The organism is Flavobacterium enshiense DK69 (assembly GCF_000498495.1).
Lineage (GTDB): Bacteria > Bacteroidota > Bacteroidia > Flavobacteriales > Flavobacteriaceae > Flavobacterium > Flavobacterium enshiense.
In genome coordinates this window covers 46,172-68,517 of sequence record NZ_AVCS01000008.1, presented here as the reverse complement: position 1 = coordinate 68,517, position 22,346 = coordinate 46,172, and the positions used below count along the sequence as shown (strand labels likewise).

Below are 22,346 nucleotides of genomic sequence, written 5' to 3'. Positions count from 1 at the left end.
AAAAATAAATGTATTTTTGGGCCTAAACTAACAATCTAACTTAAAAAATGAAAAGAATTTTACTTTGTTCGCTCGTTGCTTTTATGGGGACCCTCTCTGCAGAAGCACAGACCGACAATGCGTGGAAACGCAGTTCGGGTGAAAAAATCGAGGCTTCCAAAAACGTAAAAAGGCTCTCTTTCCCAAAAAAGTTTGACTTATACGATTTAAACATTTCCACTGTTAGGGAAGCTTTATTTTCTGTTGTTGATAAATCGTCAAAACATTCTGTCATTATTTCATTGCCCAACACCAAAGGAGAACTGGAGCAATTTGAAATGTATGAAGCCTCAAATTTCGAACAGGATTTACAGGCAAAGTATCCGCAAATCAGAGCTTTTTCAGGAAAAGGAATTACTGACAGATATGCCACTATAAAACTGAGCATATCACCACAGGGAATCCAGACAATGGTTTTCAGAACCGACAACGAAAATGAATTCATGGAACCTTATTCTGTTGACGGAAAAACCTACGCCGTTTTCAATTCTGAAAGAGAAAGAGGACGATTATCATGGACTTGCTCCACAGATGATCATGGCATGATGACCAGCATTGACAAACAAATTCCAAACACCAATAAATCAAGTGCCGGACAATTAAAAACGATGCGTTTGGCTCAATCCTGTAATGGAGAATATGCCGCTTATTTTGGAGCAAGCACTGCAGGAAACGATGCTGATAAAGCTATAGTACTTGCCGCTTTCAACGCAACCCTTTCACGTTGCAACGGAGTTTACGAGAAAGATTTAGCTTTACACCTTAACCTTGTTGCCAGCACTACAAACGTTATTTACTGTAATCCGTCAACAGACCCATATTCTGCCAACTTAGGCCAATGGAATGCTCAATTGCAAAACACTTTGAGTAACAATCTTACCGGTCCTTCAACTTCTTTAGCAGCGAATAATGCTGCTTATGATATTGGTCACATGTTCGGAGCAAGCGGTGGCGGTGGAAATGCGGGCTGTATTGGATGTGTGTGCGTTGATGACACCGACAGCACCTCAGACCAGAACAAAGGCGCCGGAATCACTTCACCAGCTGATGGTGTACCAATGGGAGACAACTTTGACATTGATTATGTAGTACATGAAGTTGGACACCAATTAGGAGGCAATCATACTTTTTCAGTCGACAACGAAGGTGCCGGAGTAAATAAGGAAGTAGGCTCAGGGGTAACTATCATGGGATATGCCGGAATTACAGATCAAGATGTTGCTCCGCATTCAATAGCAATTTACCATCAAGCATCCATTGCTCAGATTCAGGCAAACCTGGCAGGCAAATCCTGTCCGGTAACAACTTCATTGGCAGGAAATAATGCCACACCTGTTGCTAATGCCGGTCCTGATTACACGATTCCGAAAAGCACCCCTTTTATCCTTACAGGTTCGGCTACCGATGCAAATGCGGGTGACGCCTTAACTTACTGCTGGGAACAAAATGATGATGCTGGCTCTCTAACTGCTGGCAATAGCGTAGCCAGCGCAACCAAAACTAGCGGGCCAAACTGGAGATCATGGAACCCGACAGTTTCACCATTCAGATATATGCCTACTTTGCCAAGTATTATCGCCAATAGAACAACTACTACAGGAACTGGAAACGACGGAATTCTTGTTGAAGCGTTAAGCTCTGTTGCGAGAACCCTGAATTTCCGATTAACAGTAAGAGATAATGCTCCTTACAGCTCTTCCGCACCAATTACAGTGGGACAAACAAGCTATGACGACATGAGAGTTACCGTTAGCTCAGCTGCCGGACCTTTCGCGGTTACCGCTCCTAATGCAGCTCTTTCATGGGCAGTAGGAACTAATCAAAATGTTACATGGAATGTTTCAGGAACCACTGCTAACGGAATAAACTGTAATTATGTTGACATTTATTTATCTACTGACGGAGGAAATACTTACTCTATTTTATTGGCAAGCAAAGTTCCGAATGACGGGACAGAAACGATAACTGTTCCAAATAACATAGGAACAACAAATCGAATCATGGTTAGAGGAAATAACCACATTTTCTTTGACATCTCAAACGTAAACTTTACAATTGCAGCTCCTACTTCATCTTTTTCGGTTGCATTCAACGGTGTAGCCGGCCAGCAATTTAAATCTGCTTGTAAAGGTTCAAGCGTCTCTTACACTATTGATTACAAGGCATTTGGTGGTTTCAGCGGAACAACAACATTTACTTCTGCCGGAAAGCCAACAGGATCAACGGTTACCTTCTCTCCAACAACTATGAGCAGTACAAACGGCACCGTTACCATGACCGTTAGCAACACTTCTGGAAGCCCTGTTGGCATTAGCAATATAATTGTAACTGCAACTTCAGGAGCTACAAGCAAAAAGGTTTCTTATTATTTGGATTTATTAAATTCAACTTTTCCAGCAATGACATTAAATGCGCCTGCTAATAATGCTGTTGGACAAAGCTTGAATTTAAATCTGACTTGGGCAGCAAACACCAATGCTTCATCATATGATGTTCAGGTTGCCACAGATCTTGCTTTCACAAACATTATCAGTTCAGGAAACACAACAACAACTTCTTACAGTTTATCAGGATTGTCAGAAGCCACTAATTATTATTGGAGAGTTATGCCTAAAAACGCAGGCTGCAGCGGAACTTATAGCCCTGTTTTCAAATTTAAAACCGGCGTTTTATCATGTGCTACAACCAATTCTACAAACGTTCCAGTTGCCATTCCTGATAACGGAACAGGAACTTCCACAATCGTTATTGCAAATGGCGGAACTATAGCCGATGTAAACATTACATTGAATGCTAGCCACGATTGGATTGGTGATACAGTTGGAAGGTTAACAAGTCCATCCGGAACTGTTGTTCAATTATTCAGCAGACCGTGTGATAACGAAGCAACCAATGCAAACATCAATGCAACTTTTGACGACGCAGGAGTTACCCCGATCTGTCCTGGAATTACGGGAACGGTTATTCCTGCACAAGCACTTTCTGCATTTAATGGACAAAATTCTACAGGAACCTGGACTTTGAGAGTAATCGATCAGGCTACAAACGATGCAGGAACAATTAACAGCTGGAGTTTGAACATCTGTACGGTACAAACAGCAAGCGTTGCAGACAACAATCTGAAGAATTTTACCATTTACCCTAACCCAAACAATGGTAATTTTAATGTTCAGTTCGAATCCAATTCAAGCAACAACATTAAGATTAATGTCTACGATATAAGCGGAAGAATAATTTTCGAAAAATCTTATCAAAACAGCGGCTTCTTCAACCAAAACATTCAACTAAACAATGCACAAACCGGTGTTTATTTAATTACTGTATTGGACGGAGACAAGCAAACGACAAAACGTATCGTAATAAAGTAACAAACCACATTCTAATAAAAAAGCGCCAATTCTGGCGCTTTTTTTATTCTTTTAATTAAGCGAATTACACTGTCCATGAGGCAGGCACCCAATTGAAGCAAACCGATTTAGTAATATTGTTGTCACGGCTTACGACACAAAAAACATTAAACGCAACATCACAAAGCACTACAACAGTTTCATGAGCACATTACACTCCGCAAACCATAACTTGAGCCTGAAACGACATTAATTAAATTTCATACATGAGTCTGCTGACATCTTATTATCAACAGACAGATACTTGAGATTACCTTAAACATAAGCTCCCGAAAGCTTTAGCATGGAAGACTTTTCTTCGTATCCGCATCCTAACAATGGAAACCTCAATGCACAATTCAGATTCTATACAGGAAACAATGTTAAAATAGAGGTTCGTGATATTAGAGCTCGGTTCGTTTTTAAAAAAAATCAAAATTCAGAACTCTTTAACCAAAATATTAAACCTAACAATATAGGTAGGGTTTTCCATGGTAATCGTTCAGTAAGGAGACGGAAAAGTAAAACATAAATTAAGTAAAAAAAAACTTACTTTAAAATTATCAATTTCGCAAAAAAAAGTTATAAATATTGATAACTTTCTTTATTTAACTTATTAATATTTGAGTTTTTATAAAGAAGCCATAATTTTGTCATAAACTTAACAATACATAAAAAACAAAATGAAAAAAATTTTACTCCTAGCCATTGCTGCTTTTGCAATATCCAACGGATACGCGCAAAACGACAAGTTCTGGTCCTCCTACAAAGGAGATAGCGGTAAACTCACTACAGATAAGGGAGTTGCTCGCCTTTCGTTCCCAAAGCAATTTGATTTATATGAACTAAACTTAGATCATATTAAACAAACATTGCTAGCAACCCAAAACAGAGTATCAGGCCAAAAAGTAATCATTACTTTACCTAATGTTAATGGTGGGTTAGAGCAATTTGAAATGTATGAAGCTTCTAACTTCGAAGCAGATCTTCAAGCACAATTCCCAGAAATCAGAGCTTATTCAGGTAAAGGGATCACGGATAAATATGCCACTTTAAAACTAAGTATTTCTCCACAAGGAATTCAGACAATGGTTTTCAGAACCGACAAACCTAATGAATTTATTGAGCCTTATTCTCAAGATCATAGAATATATGCGGTTTTCAAATCGCAAAGAGACAAAGGAAGTTTGCCTTGGGCTTGTTCTGCAAAGGACAATGAAATGTTCGCAGAGATTAATCCAAAAGTACAAAACGTTGCAGGAAGATTAAGTGACGGAAAGTTGCGCACCATGAGATTAGCACAATCAGTTACCGGTGAATATTCTAATTATTTCGGAGCAACGAGTGCTGCACAGGCGAATTTAGTTTTAGCTGCTATCAACAACACATTGACTCGTTGTAACGGGGTATATGAGAAAGACTTAGGATTACACTTAAACCTAATTTCTCAGTCTACCAACGTATTTTACTATAACCCTGCAACCGACCCGTATTCAGATGCCGCAACTGGAGCTGCAGGAGCTTGGAATACCCAATTACAAAACACTTTAAGTACTAAACTAACAGGAGTATTCTCTTCATTAGCAAATAACAATGCCGCATATGACATCGGTCACTTATTTGGTGCATCCGGCGGCGGTGGAAATGCAGGCTGTATCGGATGCGTTTGTGTAGATGACACAGATGATACTGCAGACAAAAATAAGGGAAGCGGATATACTTCACCGGCTGACGACATCCCTCAAGGTGACAATTTCGATATCGACTTTGTTGTTCACGAAGTAGGTCACCAGTTAGGAGCCAGACACACTTTCTCACATGCATACGAAGGCAGTACTGTTCAAGTAGAAGTAGCTTCCGGGATATCCATCATGGGCTATGCAGGTGTTACCCAAGGACTAAACGTTGCTCCCCACTCTCTTGATGCTTTCCACGGTGTATCGATTGTTCAGATTCAGACAAATTTAGCCGGAAAATCGTGTCCGACTTTAGCATCAATTTCAACAACCAATGCTACACCAGTAGCCAACGCAGGTGTAGATTATACTATTCCGAGAAGCACCCCGTTTAAGCTAACTGGGTCGGCAACAGATGCTAATGCAGGTGATGCCTTAACGTATATGTGGGAACAAATCGACATCATGGGTTCAACACAAACCGGTTCTGCTTCTACAGCTTCTTCAACAAAAGCCACAGGACCTAACTTTAGAGATTATGCTCCTTCAAGTTCTCCGTTTCGTTATTTACCTGTTATGAGTACTGTACTAACCGGTTCAACTATTACTCGAGGTTCAGAAGTCAATGTTGAAGCGTTAAGTTCTGTTGCCAGAACCTTAAACTTCAGACTAACCGTTAGAGACAATGCAGCCTATGTTGCATCTCCTGCAAAAGTGGCACAAACCAGTTTTGACGATATGGTAGTTACCGTAGATGACACTAAAGGGCCATTTTTTGTTACCTCTCAGAAAACAAACAATATTTCATGGGCACAAGGATCAACACAAACAATTACATGGGCCGTAAACAATACTAATTCAATTAACGGTGGTGCCAATGTAGACATCTTACTATCTACAGATGGTGGACAAACATTCTCAACTACTTTAGCGACAAACATTCCTAATAACGGTTCAGCAAATATCACAGTTCCAAACATTGCTGCTACAAACTGTAGAATTATGGTTAAAGCATCTGGAAACATTTTCTTTAACGTAAACATGAAACCCATTGCAATCGGATATTCTGTAACATCTGTTTGTACGGATTACGTAAAAACTTTCAGCCCTGCTCAAACGATGACTGCAACATGGTCAGGTTATACTTTCCCTGCCATTACCGACAATTTTACCGTTTCTTCTTCAAAGTTAAAAGTAGTTAGTACGGCAGCGCAAACAAACCAGGTATCTTTCGGATTAGTAAAACCAAACTCTAATCTAATTGAAGTAGTTGCTTTTGACGGGCCAACCTCGGGATGTGCAGCTACCTCTTCTAATTTGAATGCAGTATTTGATGATCAAGGAGCTGCTTTCGACTGTAATGCTACTGCTACTGGTGCAACTTATGCTCCAAGACTTCCATTCTACCGTTATGATGGAGTGAACTCTGCTGGAACATGGGTACTTGCCGCAATGAGCTCTAACACGAATAACACAATTTCAAGTGCAACTTTAACTTTGTGCCAAAGACAAACAGCGCTCCTTGCTAATGAGACTTTCGGATTACAGGATTTCACATTATATCCTAACCCGAACAACGGTAATTTCAATGTTCAGTTTACATCAAACTCTTCTAACGAAATCAAAATCGGCGTTCACGATTTGAGAGGCCGTTTAGTATTCGAAAAAGAATATCAAAACACAGGAACATTCCACCAAAACCTTCAACTGAACAATGTTCAGACAGGAATTTACATGGTGACTGTTCAGGATGGTGAAAGAAAAGAAACGAAGAAAATTGTTATCAAATAATTATTCTTCTTATACAAAAAGTAAAAGCGCCTTTATAGGCGCTTTTCTTTTATTAATTTGTTCGTCAAACAAAACAACTACCGGCTTTAAAACCATCCCCGTTTGTTTACCTGATACGTTTCGTAAAATTCCTCATCTGATTTTATCAAATAGAGAATTCCTTCAATTAGGCCAATGAGGGAAGTCACAATACCACATGTAATTAATGAAATTACTAAAGTAATAATACCCTCTGTCTGATAGCCCAGATGAAACTTATGTATTCCAAACGGACCTAACAATATAGCCAATAAGCCACAAGCCAACTTTTTATTATGTTGTTGAGGCGGCTGCGGTTGGTTCCAGTCTTCCCTCGGTTTTGTAACCTCCATATATTTGTTTTTATTTAATTAATAGCGTACTAATTTACATTTTTTTACAGAAAAGCCTTATCAATAGGCTCCCAAAGTTCAATTTTATTTCCTTCCGGATCGAGGATCCATCCAAATTTACCGTAATCATAGGTTTCCATATCGCCTACGACAGTTACACCCTCCTCCTTTAAAACTCTCAACAGTTCTTCGAGATTATCTACCCTGAAATTCATCATGAACTGTTTCTTACTCGGCTCAAAATACTTGGTTTCCGTCGGAAAAGGTGACCATTGGGTCGAACAGTCTTTTCCTTCCCCATCCTTCCACCAGAATGTCCATCCATATTGATCAACCGGAATGCCTAGATGATTTTTATACCAGTCCTTCGTCGCATTGGGATCATCGCATTTGAAGAAAAAACCACCCAATCCTGTAACTCTTTTAATGTCGTTCTTACTCATTATTTTTTGATATTAAACTTACTTATCTCTTTTGATATTAAAGAAGACAGTTACAGCTAAAAGCAGCAGAATGCCCTCAACGGTAAAAAAGAACAAATGATTGAAAACATCTCTGGCAATATAACTGCAGGCCATCCCAAATAAAATCAGCCCCAGAGAGAGCAACAACGCCTGGAGTCGCGCCGAAGAATCTCCTTCTTTAATGGGTTTAGCCAGAAACAACATCCAGATTCCGGACAAAAGCATCATAATTGACGAATACATCCAGATCATTTGCATGCCCTGTGCTGCAGGTTCCTGAATTTCACCTTTAGCAATATGCTCCAATACTGCCGGAAACCCTAAGAAAGCGTGTGGAACAAACTGAAGGCAGGTGATTCCCGCCACAAAAAGGGTAAGGTAATAAGCAATTTTGTTCATACTTACGTTTTTTGAATCATAAATATAAAACAAATATTAACAGTTTCTACCACAGATTCTTACAGAAAATTACGTCATATAATATTCACATCGCAATCTATCATTAAGATTAAGCTACATAATAGGTTAGACATACCTATAGACCATCATCCAATCCCATCTTGCTAAATACCTGATTATCTGCATATAAAAACCGACATCCAACCATTTACCATTTTCGTTTTGTATTGTTTTTCGCAGATAATTCGTTTAACTTTAATAGCTTAATTTAAATGTATTGAACTGTGAAACAAACACTTAAACTCATTAGTTTTATAACCCTACTTTTGGCACTGATCATCAGTTGTCAGAAAGAGGATTTCCGAACAGAATCATCATCGGATGAAACTGCTGATTTGGATGCGAATGGCAAGCCGACATCACCATCACAACCTCCTTACGTTTTAGCACAAACACCAACACAACTACAGGTATATGGCATCTGGCATGCCGGAAATGATTACTGCACCTGGGGAACTCCCAGAACCATAAGTGAATTCGACGAGAAAAACCATTGGATCATTGATCGGGGTGACGGCCTGCCATCTGTTAATCTAGTCGTACTCAGCTTTGTAAATCCGTTAAAGCTACTGAACAGAACAAAGGATGCAACAACATATAATGGCCTTCCCAGAGGCATGACACGTGCCATTATTAAACACTTCAAGGACCACAATATCAGGGTTATGCTCTCCATTGGAGGTATTACCTATACTGACGACTGGAATACGGCGCTGCGATTAGATCCAATACAGTTAGCCGAAAATGCCGCGGCAGTAGCCGATAGCCTAGGCGTGGGCATAGAAATTGATTATGAAGAAAACAGAAGCCCAAACCTGGAAGGATTGCAAACTTTTATCAGTACCTACAGAGCTCGCCATCCCTATGACCCCTCCGGCTGTAATCACGCCGCCAGGCTCACTATCGATTTGGCAGCAGGAGACCGTTGGTTGATTGGTATCTGTCAAAAAGCGACAAAAGACTGGCTCACTACAACGGCTCCGGTTCTTGATTATGCCAACGCCATGGTCCCGGCAAGACAGCCATCTCCCTCTGGAGCTATCACCAACTGGGATGAACATATCGATGGAAAACCCCAATATGCACCTCCAATTCCACCATTGGCACCCTGTAAATTTACGGGCTCACTTTACATGACGGGAACTCAACAAGTGCCGGAATGCAATAATTTTTACATATCCATTCAATATAAAACCAGGGAGTATGTCACCCGGATAATGCCTAATGGAGCCGGAATCTCATCAGGAATGCTTGGGTATATGTTTTGGGCAGCGGAATGTAATTCGACAAGACAGGCTTGTACCACCAACTGCTCACAGGGTATTGGAGAAGGCTCCAAATATTTCGCCATTCCTAATCCAATGTGTTCGCTACGACAGCAATAATCGACAATTAAATCTTCAACTTCACAGCAAACAATAAATAGTATTGTCAGAACATGACATTATAGTTATTCTAATGAGTATTTTCAAGAATACTTTTCAGTTTATTCAGACTGTCGTCCAGTCTGTTACCTAAAATTGTTTATGTTACCACGGACCTTTCTGTTTAACCTGATAAAAGCGATAGCCATCAAATCGATAGAGCCCTGCTCCGGCACCCCACCACATATTTCCAGACCGGTCTTGATACATACTTTGAACACAACAGTTAATTCCGTCTTTTTCCGCAAACACGGTAAATGCTTTTGGATTTGAAATATCGATAGAAGGGTCGTATCTCGTCATGCTGCCTCTTGCTGAAATCCAAATGACACCCGACTTTTCCATATACATACCCCAAACTTCGCTTCCGCCTAATCCGTCTTTGGTTGTGAACTCAGTAAAAGTTTTACCATCATAGCGGCAAATACCGCCCTTCATAGTAAACCAATAGTTCCCTGCTTTATCTTGGATCATGCCACCTGCAACGTTATCGCCCAAGCCTTCTTTCTCCATAAAATTTTTAATTGCTTTTCCATCAAATCGAAAGACACCATTCCCTTGTGAAGCAAACCAAATGTTTCCGGTATTGTCTTCCATAATGCCTTTAATATTTACAGGACCAAGCAAATGAAATAGCGAAAAGGATTTGCCGCCCGTGCTATCAGCAGACGGGTCATATCGAAAAACACCACCGGCGGTGCCCACCCAAATATTTCCGGCTTTGTCTATGAGAATGCTTTTTCGGGATACCCTGATATTGCTCAGTCCATCCACCTCTTTATAGCTTCTAAAGGTCTTTCCATCATATTTAACAGCTCCATAGTCTGTTCCAAACCATATATTACCGTTGCTGTCTTCGACAATGGCATGTACGCTATTACCATAATCATTGCCTACACTGTTATTCCCCAGAAAAAACTCACTTTTACTGTAGTATTTTAAAGTTTTTTCATCATATCTGGCTACACTTTGACCAGCTGGACCGAACCAATAATTTCCTTTCGAATCCTGAAAAATACTCCTTATATACTGGCTTACAAGACTAGGGTCCCAAACTGGATGAGAATTAAGAACCTGAGGCGGTGGCGTTCCTATTATTTCCGGGCTTGGTTTTGGCGCAATGGTTGTCTGCTTCGACGAGCTTGTATCAACTTGGCCATAACAGGAATTTAGAAACAACCCCGCTAAAAGCAAAATGTAAATTGAATTGCGAAAATAATATTTTGCCATTTTCCTCTGTTTTAGTTGCTATAAAAAATATCGTGAAAAAGATACAACAATTCAGGTTTGCAGATCACATAAACATGACGCACAACGCCGTGCTGGCTTCACTTCACCTCTTTATATATTTTGCCATTAGTCATTACGAAACGAATTTGAAAAATTGATTTATCAAATTCATTCTCCAAGTCTCCTTCAACTGCAATGATATCGGCAAATGCATCTTTTTTTATCACACCTAATTTATCAGGAAGACTTAAAAATTCCGATGCTGTTTTTGTACATGATGTTAATATGTCAATTGGGCTCATACCCGCCTGGTGGTAGGCAACAAGAACTCTCTTTGCCGCTTCTCCTTGCGGTATTCCGAAGTCAATGTAATTATCAGAGCCCGCTACGATTTTCACATTTTCTTTCATAGCTGATCTGAGTCTTTTAAATTGTGAGTTTTCTAAGTACTTGGTTACTGCTTCTTTCGGCATCCCTGAATAATTCATAAGTAATTCAGCAGTAAGATCTGTCGGGACAAAGTAAATTCCTTTTTTCGCCATCAAACGTGCGCTGCTTTCTGGTAATTGATAACCATGTTCAATTCCATCAACTCCGGCAATGATTGCGTCCGAAATTGCTTTCTCTCCAGTGGCATGTGCGGTTACTTTCTTATTATAACGATGAGCTGTTTCAACTATAGCCTTCATTTGCTCTATCGACAAAGATGTATTATTAGGAGTATTGTCGGCACAAATCTTTATCAAATCTGCTCCATAAGTGATATTTTCCTGAACTGCCAGTTTAGCGTCTTCAACATCTTTAACAATCCTATATTCCTCCGAAATTAAATGATCATATTTCTTGTTCATCCCGGGCATTTGCCCTCCAACAGATGAGATTATAGGTCCAGATACAAATAATCTAGGGCCTTCAATTGTACCTTCGTTAATAGCCATTTTCAGAGCTACGTCTAAAAATTGCCCTGAATTGCCAAGGTCTTTTACTGTTGTTATCCCTGCGTCTAAAAATGTCTTTGCTCTTTTGGAGGCCCGGAGTATTCTCAATCCATCACCTTCCATTGTAATCATTTTTAAATTCTCAAGTGTCAGGTTACTTTTCATTGGCTCCAGATACAATAGATGCATATGGGATTCAATCAACCCAGGCAGCACAGTATAGTTAGTCAAGTCTATAATAGTAGTTTCTTTTTGGACGGAAAGTTTTGTGCCTATTTCTTTAATTAAGTTACCTTGAACAAGAATTTCTTGATTAGTTAAAAACTTTTTTTGTTCACTGTCGAATACTTTGCCCGCCTTAATTAAGATTTGCTTCTCTTGTCCATGTGAGAATACCCAAAAGACAATAAAAAATAGAGTTATTAATGGTCTCATACATTTGAAGTTTTAGTTAACTTTTATTGTCCCTGAACTTAATTTTTTCAATGATTTCCTTCATTGTGTTTATGCCGCTTGTTATAAAATAACCCACCCATTATTGACACTGGTGAAAAGATAAAAATAGCAAGTAATTGTGTCCAATGACTACCCGCTGATTTTAGAAGAGAAAATAGTGCGAAACCAGCAATGATCAAGGCGAGAACAAAATTGATTTTTAAGTTTTTTGTCTTTGCGATAATTAGTGTAACCAGTCCGGCAACAAATGAAAAGAATGCTCCATAAATAGTTGTCAAGACGATAAAGGCAGTCGTTGCATCAGAATGAGGGGCGTGTCCCGAAAATTTAAAAAGCGCAAGTGAAGTCACAACGAATATTGCGTAACCAACGATGATGCTTAAAATTTTTCTTATCATATTCTTTGTCGGTTTGTATTTGGAGTGTCAGTTGTTACAATTACCGATAACGACCCACCGATTTTGTGAAGGCGGGGATTTTATTCCTTTAGTTTGCTTTATCACTAAGTCTAATATACAAAAAGATCTTTCCATTATAAACCCAAACCCCAATTTCATCAAACCGCTGTTAGCGGAAGTTTTATTTTGATTCTGACAATGCTTGGTCAATTTTTGGTCTCCAATATGAAATAATTTCCTTAGTTGTTTCACCGTTTAATAGCATTTGACTATTTGCTTTTTCATACTTCTCATAGATCATTCTGCAATGTTTGTCTAAATTTTCTAATTCAAGAGTATCATTTACTTCGTTATCTCTGACTTTTCTTATTTCAGCATTCATTTTTCGGGCATAAAGTTCGGCTAAATCGAATGATAGTTTTTGCACTTCGAGTATTTCTTTATAATTAAATTGAATTGTGTCTTTAGTCCATGATTTGCTTTTGTCAAAAATGGCTAATGCTTCAAAACCCCCGTAACCATTAGATTCTAAAGTTATTCCATTCCAAAAAAACATGTTTTGTTCAGAATTATAATCTGGGGACATTTCAAAATCCTTAATGCTAATATTCACACCTTGCCTCCAAATGATACAATTTTTCAAATTGTAAAGGTTTAATTTATTTTGTGTGCTATGTTGCTGTTTTTTGATGGAAGTATCTCGGTTTTTAATTATTGGAATTAAACTAAATATAATTATTAAAATTCCAATTGACAATACTATTTTAGTATATAATTTATCGGTATTATTCCCGCTTCGACCCTCAAAGGAGCTTGCGTTCTTCTTTTTTGAGTCAATTTTATATAGTAATATACCAATAAATGCTCCGCTTATGAGTCCACCAATATGAGCCGCATTGTCAATTCCACCAGTTAATCCCCAAAGAAGGTTTATAAAGACGTAAATTCCTATCATCATAAAAACAAACCTTTTACCTTCTTTTGGAAAAGCATCAGTTAATAATAATCCAAGTATTGCCCCATAAAGCCCAAAAATAGCCCCTGATGCACCAACGCTAATTATATTTGGATACCACCAGATACTTGCGAGACTACCACAAAGACCAGATAAAAGGTATAGTGTGAAATAGTTTTTTCTTCCAAGTATTGGCTCAATAAAAAGTGCCGCAATTACAAGTCCATATATATTCAAAAATAGATGCATAATCCCTCCATGTAAAAACATACTTGTGAAAAGACGCCACCATTCTCCATTCATCGTTTCAATCCTTCTATTTCCTCCCCACTCTAACAATTCAAGACCGCTAGGAGAAATAATGTTTATTCCTGAAAAAATCATTATCAGAAATACTAAAATGTTTAAATCTAAAATTATAGACGTTACAAAATGACTTCCTTTAGGAATTAGATAATTTAACATATCTGCAATATCATCTTGTTTTGGTTTCTTGCCTTGCAAAAATTTTTTTCTCTCCGTTTCACTATAACCAGGCCAAATAAGTGAAAACAATAAAATGCCGAGACCGATACCGAATGAACCGAAAATCCAAGCAAATTTATTTCCGTTTCTTTTTTCGAATTCTTCCTGTACAGGCTTTAAAATCACAAAACTATCATCTGCTTTTTCTTTAGTTCTTGCTTCAATTGCTTTTAGATAATTTTCCCTGTCATCAGAAGTAGGTATTCTTTCAAAATGGTCTAGAGAATGAAAATTATAACTCTTCATTTTTTGAACACACTCGCTAAAAAAATCTTTATATTTCCTCTCCTTCTCTTCATTACTGATACGGTTGTTAATTTGCTTTTGGAATTTAACACCGTACCATTTTTTTGGAACGCTTTGAATCATTGTTGAATCCGGAACAATTGGAGTAATGAAGAAAATATCAAAGTTAAGATGTTGATTATATTTTCCGCTTGTTCTGAAATCAGTGTATGTGCCTCCAAAATATGTTGCAACTATAAAGTTGTTCAATTTGTAATATCTCGATTTTTCAACTTTATCTATGTCGTCGATGCTCTCAATGGTTTTTAGCTTACCACTTGCGGTAGTTAAATAATTTTGGGATATCGCTAACATTGCAAACATGCTAAGCCAAGCAATAAATTGAAAAAAGACTCTTCCTTTGTCGTTATCTCGTTTGAATGTTAGAACTCTTAGCCGTTGTCTAAACCAAAGAGTCATTACTATCCAAGGTAAAATAATTGGTATCCAAAATTCCCAAACTTCTTCTTTTATATCAATGATTGGAAATTGAACACAAAAAAGCCATCTAAACAATAAAACTCCGATTACGCTTCCAAGGGATATTATTAAAAATGTTGGAACTATGTGTTTTAATTTATTAATGTAGTTTGTCATTGTAGTCTAAAAAAATGAAATAAGCCCGCAAATATATAAAGCACCACTTCCAATAGACCATGTAATTCCAAAAACAAACAATAGTTCATCTTTGTCCTGAGCCTGTCGAAAGATCGAAGACAAAACAACATTAAGCTAAAAATTTTATTTTAAAAAAAATTAAACAAAGTTAAGAACCCCTTGCCAATGCGAGAGTTTCTGGAGAGTGTTCTTAGTGCAACTGCACGATCTTATCCACAATGGTTTGTGCCAGTTTCACTTTACTTTCCACGGTCCAACCGGCGATGTGTGGCGAAAGCAAAACATTGTCGGCCTGCAGCAGGTACTCGAAGGCGGGCGGCTTTTCTCCTTCAAACAAATGTTCGAACGATAGTTTTTCATATTCCAGTACGTCCAAACCGGCACCGAGAATTTTTTTGGATTGCAAAGCAGCTACTAAATCAGCCGTAACAACACTATTACCTCTTGCCGTATTGATGAACCAGAACGGTTTGGCAAAGGCATTTATCAAATCGGTATTGATCATTTTGTCCGTTTCAGGTGTCCAGGGCGTATGCAAGCTTACTACATCGACTTTCTGCTGAAATTCAGCCAAACTTACCTGACGCGCATTTTCGTCACCTATACCGCTTAAAATATCGTAACACAAAACCTCCACATCAAAACCACGGAGTTTTTTAGCAAACGATTTCCCCATATTCCCATAACCGATAATACCCACCGTTTTTCCATCGAGTTCGTGACCACGGTTACTTTCGCGGTTCCAATGACCGCTGCGCACTTCCCGGTCGGCTCTATTCAGATTATTGAAAAGCGACAATAACATCCCAAGAGCATGCTCACCAACGGCATTGCGATTGCCTTCGGGGGCAGCAATAAGGTGTACGCCTTTACTTTCAGCATACTCACAGTCGATGCTTTCCAAGCCGGCTCCTACACGGGCAATGAACTGCAGATTGGCGGCTTTGTCGAGAAAGTCTTTGTCAATTTTAAAACGGCTTCGGATTACTATGCCGTGATATTCATGAATCTTTGCTTCGATTTCGTGTTTTGATGATTTAAAATCTTCGAAATTCTGAAATCCGGCTTTAACTAATTGTTCCCACAACAGTGGATGGTTGCTGTCGATATGGAGTATTTTTACTTCTTGTGGTTTCAAGGTCTTTAATTCAGGTTTCCCAAATGTACGAAATTGGATCAAAACAAGTTCTTTCTTTTTTGGGCAGGACAACCCGGCAATAAATTATGCAAATTTTAAGAGTAGCTTGTTCATTAAAACCTACTTTTGCCAAAATTTCGAGTTAACAACTATGGATAGTTCCCTGAGGAAAATCAATTAAACACGAATAAAGCACTCATCTTGCGCTTTATTCGACAAACATGAAGCGTAAAGAATGAAAAACTTCTACAGAAATGGTATTTCAGGGCTGGTAGCCACTGAGAGCCAAACCGACAATTGCTGGATGGCGATTGAAAACCCAACCGCAGACGATCGTAATTTCTTATTGAACGAACTGCAGATTCCCGAAGCTTTTTACAACGATATCGAAGACACAGACGAGCGTCCGCGTATAGAGGAAGAAGACGGATGGCATCTGATCATTCTCCGAATCCCTTATAAAAACAACGATTCCAACCTGCCTTTTACCACCATTCCGCTTGGCTGTATTTTCAAAGAAGGCATTTTTGTAACCGTCTGTTTTCATAAAACCGAATTGCTGGACGACTTCGTTGTGCATACGCAACGCAAAAACATCAACATCCAGAACCATTTCGATTTGGTACTGAAACTCCTGCTGTCTTCCAGTGTCTGGTACTTGAAATACCTGAAACAAATCAACCAGCGCATCAAACTGGCAGAAGATCATTTGGAAAAATCCATTAAAAATGAAGACTTGCAGGCTTTAATGCAACTGGAAAAATGCCTTGTTTTCTTTATCACATCAATTAAAGGCAATGACATTTTGTTCCATCGCATAAAAAACCTTAAAAACGAACGGGAACATTTTGACGAAGATCTATTGGAAGACGTAGACATCGAATTGAAACAGGCACAGGAAATGTCCAACATCTACAGCAATATCCTTGCGGGGATGATGGATGCCTATGCTTCGGTGATTTCCAACAACCTGAACGTTCTCATGAAACGACTTACTTCCGTTTCAATCATTCTGATGATTCCTACGCTGATAGCGAGTTTGTACGGCATGAATGTTCCGAACGAGTTGGAAAATAACCCACACGGGATTTGGATAGTTACCTGTGCATCGGCAATATTAGCAATGATAGGCGTACTGTTGTTCAAAAAGAAAAACCTCTTTTAGAACCCTAAGATAAGACGCGCAATAGAGAAGTAAATTAGAATCCCAAGGATATCGTTACTTGTGGTAATAAACGGCCCCGTAGCCAAAGCTGGGTCGATACCATATTTGTTTAAAATGATTGGGATAAAAGTCCCGTTTAAGGAAGCAATGATAATTACCGATAACAGCGCAATGGTCACAGTAATCCCAATATGGATTTCGTATCCCAACAAGAAGTAACTACCAGCAAAAAGGATAGCCGACAATATCAATCCGTTTAACAAACTAAGAGACAACTCTTTCAACAAACGTTGGATGATACTTCCGGTTATGGCATTGTTAGCCAAACCCTGCACGATGATCGCCGAGGACTGCACTCCCACATTTCCGCCCATAGCAGCAATTAACGGAGTAAAAAAGAACAAGGCTTTATGGCCTTCCATCGCCGGTTCGAAAAGCCCTAAAACTTTCACACTGACAAAACCGCCAAGCAAAGCCAAAACCAGCCAAGGCAAACGGGCACGGGTAAGTTCTAAGATACTGTCATCCGCCTCAACGTCCTGTGAGATACCGGCCGCTAACTGGTAATCTTTATCGGCTTCTTCCTTGATTACGTCTACGATATCGTCAATGGTGATACGGCCTACCAAACGGCCCATTTCGTCTACCACAGGAATAGCTTCCAAGTCGTATTTTTGCATGATACGGGCTACTTCCACATCGGGGGTATCCACTTTCACGTAATCTACTTTTTTGATATAGACATCACTGATAGGCGTTTTGGTTGAAGTGGTAAGCAAGTCTTTCAGCGACAAACGGCCTTTCAGGCGATCTTCGTCATCCACCACATAAATGGAGTGCACGCGGGTAACATGCTCCGCCTGCTGGCGCATCTCTTTAACACAGGTGAGTACGTTCCAATTTTCGTTGACTTTCACTAACTCTTTTCCCATCAAACCTCCGGCAGTATCTTCATCGTAACGCAACAAATCGACAATGTCTTTGGCGTGTTCAACATCTTCCAGCTCGGAGATAACCTCTTCCATTTTAGACTGTGGAAGTTCAGCAATAATGTCGGCCGCGTCGTCGGTATCCAACTCGTCCAACTCTTCGGCAATTTCTTTGGCTGAAAGACGTTGCAAAATGTTTTCACGCAAATCGTCTTCCAGTTCCAACAGGATTTCCGCTGTTTTCTCGGAATCCAGAACTTTAAAAATATAGGTTGCTTCATCAAAATCCAGTTCGTCAAGGATTTCGGCAATATCAGCATGGTGCAAATCATTCAGCAATACTTCCAGTTGCTGGTCGTTTTTGCTTTGAATAAGTTGCTCTAATTGTTGAATTAGGTCTTTGCTGATTTTAAACTCCATCGGCTCCTATTTTTTGAGTAAGTTCTATGAATTGTTCTACGGAAAGCTGTTCCGGACGGAGGTCAAAGATACTATCTTCTCTTAAATTATCCGACAGATTCATCGATTTTAAGCTGTTTCTAAGTGTCTTTCTTCTTTGGTTGAAGGATGTTTTCACAACAGTGAACAGCAATTTTTCATCACAAGGCAATTCGTAATTTTCCTTACGGATCATTCGCATCACCCCGGATTTTACTTTTGGCGGCGGCGTAAACACATGTTCGCTTACCGTAAACAGGTATTCCACATCGTAAAAGGCCTGTGCTAATACCGATAAGATACCGTAAACCTTACTCCCTTTTGGAGAACAGATTCGTTCAGCCACCTCTTTTTGGAACATCCCTGAAAATTCCGGAATCTGGTCGCGAAGTTCCAAAGTTCTGAACACAATCTGTGTGGAAATATTATACGGAAAGTTCCCGATGATGGCGAAAGGTTCATCGTTGAAAACTTCCTTGATATTGTACTTTAAAAAATCTTTGGAGATAATTTTTCCATGCAATTTAGGATAATGCGCATCGAGGTAAGCCACTGATTCGGTATCAATTTCGATCACATAAGTGTCGATGGGCTTCTCCAACAGATATTTGGTAAGCACACCCATTCCAGGGCCAATTTCCAATACGTTTTTATAGCCTTTCAATGTCAGCGCATCGGCTATATCTTTGGCTATGCTTTCATCGTTCAGGAAATGCTGTCCGAGGTGTTTTTTTGCTTTTACTTTGTCCATTATTTAGACTTCTTAGATTATTTTAGTTTGATAGAAATTTAGACTTCTTAGAAAGTTAGATTTTGGACTTCTTAGAAAGTCAGATCATTAAACTTTTTAAATTAGTGCAATTTAAAAGCAGCATTCATTCAAAAATCTAAGTGGTCTAAGTCAGTCTAAAAATCTAAGTGGTCTATCTTAATGTTCTGAAATCAACTCCAATTCGGTACGGAAGGCCAACATTTTATCGCCGAAAAGACGCAATCCCTCTTCGCGGAGCCTTGGCGCGTCTTCGTCGTAATAACGCTGTAAGGTCTCTTTGGAATCAGTGGTATACTGAATGGAATACGTCACCCCTCCCATTTCTTCGTCTACCAACACCTTTACCATACGCGCCGACGTGAATTTCCCCGTGGCCAAAACGTCGTTGATGTGTTTTTCCTGCATCCATTTCATCCATTGATCATGAACGCTTTCGTGTATATTGATAGTTACGTTGTAGATTATCATTTTTTTAGTTTGTTATATTATTAGACTGGCTTAGACTTGTAGACTGGCTTAGATTTTTAGATGATTAGATATCTTGGAGAGTTGGATTTCTTAGGTTTTTAGAAAATCTATCATGAATTAAAGATTAAAAAATCAAATTTTCTAAGTTGTCTATCATAAATTCGTATCTCCCCTCAGTTTTCTGAAATTCGTTCGGGCATCCACAAAGTGAATACTGTCCTGATGGTTAAAAATTACCTTTTCGTAGAGTGCCTTTGCCTTTTCTACATCCTGCAGATTCTTGCGGTAAATTTCCGCTGAATAAAACAAAGCTTCGTCGGTGTAAATACTTTCCTTATGATTGTCCAAAATCTGCTGATAGAGCAGCAATGCCTGTTGGAAATCGCTTTGTTTTTCATACAATTGTCCTACCTTCAGTAAAGTTTCATCCTCAATCGCCTGACCTTTATGTTCAGTCAATATGGTTTTAAATGCTTTAAGCGCTTCAGCTGTTTTATTCTGATAGAGTAAGAAATCGGCTTTGGAGAATTTTTTCAGGGCGACTTGTGTACTATCTTCCACGGTGTTGTCACTGATAAGCAAAAACAATTCCAGCGCATCATTCGCAATTAATTGTGACGATGACGATTTCAAAACTTTAAACTGTTTCTGTGCCCATTCGAAATCGCCTTTAAAATAACTCGCTTTAGCCATTTTCAGACTAGCCTGATGTCCGATTTCATCGTTTTTCAAATCATCTTCAATCTGAGCATAATAGATTATGGCCTGATTGAATTTTTCGTCCAACAATAAGATATCTGCCAATTCATCTTTCACTTCCGCTTTTTGATAATTATTCAAAGGCAATTCCAACGCTTTGGTGAGTGTATTTTTAGCTGTTTCAAATTGCTTCAGATAGAAAGCATCAAAATGTGCGGATAAAATTTGCAATTGCATGGAATAAGGCGAAATGCCGTACTTTTTCAACAACAAGTTAAGCTTTTCTCTTATTGCCGGAAATTCTTTTTCTGAAGCCTTTTCAATTTCCATGGACAGCAAATGATGATGCGCCTCCATTTGCAATCCCAAATCCTGTGTATTATCCAGTATGAACTGCAGTATTTCAGTCGCCATTTCGTTTTCGTCTTCCTGAACCGCCAATTTAGCCAGGTTGATTATTGTATAGAAATTATCAGGTTGTCTTTTAAAAATGGCTTTCTCCTGAATGAAGGCTTTTCCGAATTCTTTCTGCTGAACAAAATACCAGCTCAAAAATTGGTTCCAGAAAATGTCCTGCGTTTTTTGTGTACGAAGCAATAAGGCTTTTTTCAGGTAAGCGTTGAAACTTTCGCTGGTATCCTCGGTTATGAACCGCATCAACTGATTTTGAACCATCGGAAGATTTGCCGGGTTGGAAAAAGCAAAATCGAGTAGTTTATCAGTCATCAGCTCCATATTCCCTAACTGTCCCTGCAACAAAGCCAGTTGGTAATCGAAATTTAGATTTGGATTACCAGATTTCCCTATTTCATAGGCCTTAATCGCTTTTTCCACGAGTACTTTTTGTTCGAAAGCATAGGCGATACCATAAACATTATTGGGATTTTCTTTGATTTTATCCAAAGCGATAGCATAATACTTATCGGCTTTTTCCTGATTTTTTTGTAACTGATAGTTATAGCCAAGTTCTACGTAGAGATTATCCAATTTCATTTTTTCAATTCGGCTCTGAATCAGTTGCTCAGCCTTTTCGTATTGCTTCAACTGTTGGTAACAGGCAATGGACTTAAGTAAAACCGGGTAATTATAAGGCTGTACTTTTAAGACATCCTCATAAACAACAATGGCTTTTTCAAATTCGCCACGGTCAAAATAATTCTGCGCCAACTGTTCGTTTTGCGAAAAAACGGTTAGCGAGAAAAAAAGCAGTATGTAAACGAAGTTGAATCTCATCGGCGTTAATAAGCTATAAATTTAAACATTGAATTTGTATTAAAGTCACATTCATCTGTTAATTTATAGTTTAAAAGCTACAGACATCTGTTCAGAAAGAACCCAATTAGTCAATCAGCAGCTTTATATTATAAAAAAAGTCCCGATTTCTCGAGACTTTTTTTCTTATTTTAAATTGTCTTAGTCAGCTAAAACAATTATTTTATTGTCGTTCATTTCGACAGTTCCTGATTCGATAGGCAACCAATACGTCTGTTCGTTTACTTTGTGGAATTTATTCGCAAATTCTTTTGCGATTTTCAATCCCGAACCAACGATTTTTACGTTTCCTTTTCCTAACAACGACACGATAGCCGCGTGGTTGTTCAACATCTGGAACTCGCCATTCACTCCCGGAACCGCTACCGAAGTAACTTCTCCGCTGAATAATGTGGCTTCTGGTGATACAATTTCTACGATCATATTCTTTAGTTTACAGCTTACAGTTTA

Annotated in this window: 17 protein-coding genes; 4 read left to right on the top strand and 13 right to left on the bottom strand. The window is 38.8% G+C overall.

Annotated elements, in window-relative coordinates:
• Positions 1 to 47: 47 nt before the first annotated feature.
• Together FEDK69T_RS15390 and FEDK69T_RS05385 are read left to right on the top strand one after the other, a co-directional pair.
• A complete protein-coding gene (locus tag FEDK69T_RS15390) occupies positions 48 to 3,407 on the top strand; it encodes a zinc-dependent metalloprotease (RefSeq protein ID WP_051385074.1) in 3,360 nt (1,119 codons plus the stop codon).
• Positions 3,408 to 4,108: 701 nt separating this feature from the next.
• Positions 4,109 to 6,892 carry a zinc-dependent metalloprotease gene (locus tag FEDK69T_RS05385; RefSeq protein WP_023573139.1) on the top strand — a complete coding sequence of 928 codons (2,784 nt, stop codon included), beginning with the start codon at positions 4,109 to 4,111 and terminating at the stop codon, positions 6,890 to 6,892.
• Between the two features lie 86 nt (positions 6,893 to 6,978).
• On the opposite strand, the gene FEDK69T_RS05380 is transcribed toward FEDK69T_RS05385, so the two are convergent.
• From FEDK69T_RS05380 to FEDK69T_RS05370, 3 genes are read right to left on the bottom strand one after another with little or no spacing between them, the layout of a single operon-like run.
• Positions 6,979 to 7,263 carry a TM2 domain-containing protein gene (locus tag FEDK69T_RS05380; RefSeq protein WP_023573138.1) on the bottom strand — a complete coding sequence of 95 codons (285 nt, stop codon included), beginning with the start codon at positions 7,261 to 7,263 and terminating at the stop codon, positions 6,979 to 6,981.
• A 44-nt stretch (positions 7,264 to 7,307) separates the two neighbouring features.
• Positions 7,308 to 7,706 carry a VOC family protein gene (locus tag FEDK69T_RS05375; RefSeq protein WP_023573137.1) on the bottom strand — a complete coding sequence of 133 codons (399 nt, stop codon included), beginning with the start codon at positions 7,704 to 7,706 and terminating at the stop codon, positions 7,308 to 7,310.
• An 18-nt stretch (positions 7,707 to 7,724) separates the two neighbouring features.
• Positions 7,725 to 8,126, bottom strand: a complete 402-nt coding sequence (locus tag FEDK69T_RS05370) for a hypothetical protein (protein ID WP_023573136.1) — start codon at positions 8,124 to 8,126, stop codon at positions 7,725 to 7,727.
• A gap of 284 nt (positions 8,127 to 8,410) precedes the next feature.
• On the opposite strand from FEDK69T_RS05370, the gene FEDK69T_RS05365 reads away from it, so the two are divergent.
• Complete coding sequence (locus FEDK69T_RS05365) at positions 8,411 to 9,571, top strand: glycoside hydrolase family 18 protein (RefSeq protein WP_205622826.1); 1,161 nt, start codon at positions 8,411 to 8,413, stop codon at positions 9,569 to 9,571.
• Between the two features lie 144 nt (positions 9,572 to 9,715).
• Here the strand turns inward: FEDK69T_RS05365 and FEDK69T_RS05360 are convergent, their stop codons facing one another.
• The 5 genes from FEDK69T_RS05360 to FEDK69T_RS05335 form a co-directional block, all read right to left on the bottom strand.
• Positions 9,716 to 10,804, bottom strand: coding sequence for a ligand-binding sensor domain-containing protein (locus FEDK69T_RS05360; protein WP_205622827.1), 1,089 nt, complete (start codon positions 10,802 to 10,804; stop codon positions 9,716 to 9,718).
• Between the two features lie 134 nt (positions 10,805 to 10,938).
• On the bottom strand, positions 10,939 to 12,213 hold the full coding sequence (locus FEDK69T_RS05355; protein WP_035630279.1) for a metal-dependent hydrolase family protein: 1,275 nt from the start codon (positions 12,211 to 12,213) through the stop codon (positions 10,939 to 10,941).
• 47 nt (positions 12,214 to 12,260) lie between these two features.
• Positions 12,261 to 12,632, bottom strand: a complete 372-nt coding sequence (locus FEDK69T_RS05350; RefSeq protein WP_035630281.1) for a hypothetical protein — start codon at positions 12,630 to 12,632, stop codon at positions 12,261 to 12,263.
• Positions 12,633 to 12,813: 181 nt separating this feature from the next.
• Positions 12,814 to 14,994, bottom strand: coding sequence for a rhomboid family intramembrane serine protease (locus tag FEDK69T_RS05340; RefSeq protein ID WP_023573132.1), 2,181 nt, complete (start codon positions 14,992 to 14,994; stop codon positions 12,814 to 12,816).
• A gap of 211 nt (positions 14,995 to 15,205) precedes the next feature.
• The gene (locus FEDK69T_RS05335) at positions 15,206 to 16,153 is read right to left on the bottom strand and encodes a 2-hydroxyacid dehydrogenase (RefSeq protein ID WP_035630359.1); all 948 of its coding nucleotides are present in this window, start codon (positions 16,151 to 16,153) and stop codon (positions 15,206 to 15,208) included.
• A 235-nt stretch (positions 16,154 to 16,388) separates the two neighbouring features.
• On the opposite strand from FEDK69T_RS05335, the gene FEDK69T_RS05330 reads away from it, so the two are divergent.
• Positions 16,389 to 17,318 carry a magnesium transporter CorA family protein gene (locus FEDK69T_RS05330; RefSeq protein ID WP_023573130.1) on the top strand — a complete coding sequence of 310 codons (930 nt, stop codon included), beginning with the start codon at positions 16,389 to 16,391 and terminating at the stop codon, positions 17,316 to 17,318.
• Here FEDK69T_RS05330 and mgtE read toward each other — a convergent pair.
• The 5 genes from mgtE to FEDK69T_RS05305 all read right to left on the bottom strand — a co-directional run bounded on the left by mgtE (position 17,315) and on the right by FEDK69T_RS05305 (position 22,319).
• A complete protein-coding gene (gene mgtE, locus FEDK69T_RS05325; protein ID WP_035630285.1) occupies positions 17,315 to 18,667 on the bottom strand; it encodes a magnesium transporter in 1,353 nt (450 codons plus the stop codon). The two genes, FEDK69T_RS05330 and mgtE, sit on opposite strands and share 4 nt — an antisense overlap.
• The gene (rsmA, locus tag FEDK69T_RS05320) at positions 18,657 to 19,436 is read right to left on the bottom strand and encodes a 16S rRNA (adenine(1518)-N(6)/adenine(1519)-N(6))-dimethyltransferase RsmA (protein WP_023573128.1); all 780 of its coding nucleotides are present in this window, start codon (positions 19,434 to 19,436) and stop codon (positions 18,657 to 18,659) included. The genes mgtE and rsmA overlap by 11 nt, the downstream gene beginning before the upstream one ends.
• A gap of 177 nt (positions 19,437 to 19,613) precedes the next feature.
• Positions 19,614 to 19,925 carry a DUF4286 family protein gene (locus tag FEDK69T_RS05315; protein WP_023573127.1) on the bottom strand — a complete coding sequence of 104 codons (312 nt, stop codon included), beginning with the start codon at positions 19,923 to 19,925 and terminating at the stop codon, positions 19,614 to 19,616.
• A 153-nt stretch (positions 19,926 to 20,078) separates the two neighbouring features.
• Complete coding sequence (locus FEDK69T_RS05310) at positions 20,079 to 21,857, bottom strand: tetratricopeptide repeat protein (protein ID WP_023573126.1); 1,779 nt, start codon at positions 21,855 to 21,857, stop codon at positions 20,079 to 20,081.
• Positions 21,858 to 22,037: 180 nt separating this feature from the next.
• Entirely contained in the window at positions 22,038 to 22,319 is a 282-nt protein-coding gene (locus FEDK69T_RS05305) for a F0F1 ATP synthase subunit epsilon (RefSeq protein WP_023573125.1), read from the bottom strand.
• Positions 22,320 to 22,346: the final 27 nt, after the last annotated feature.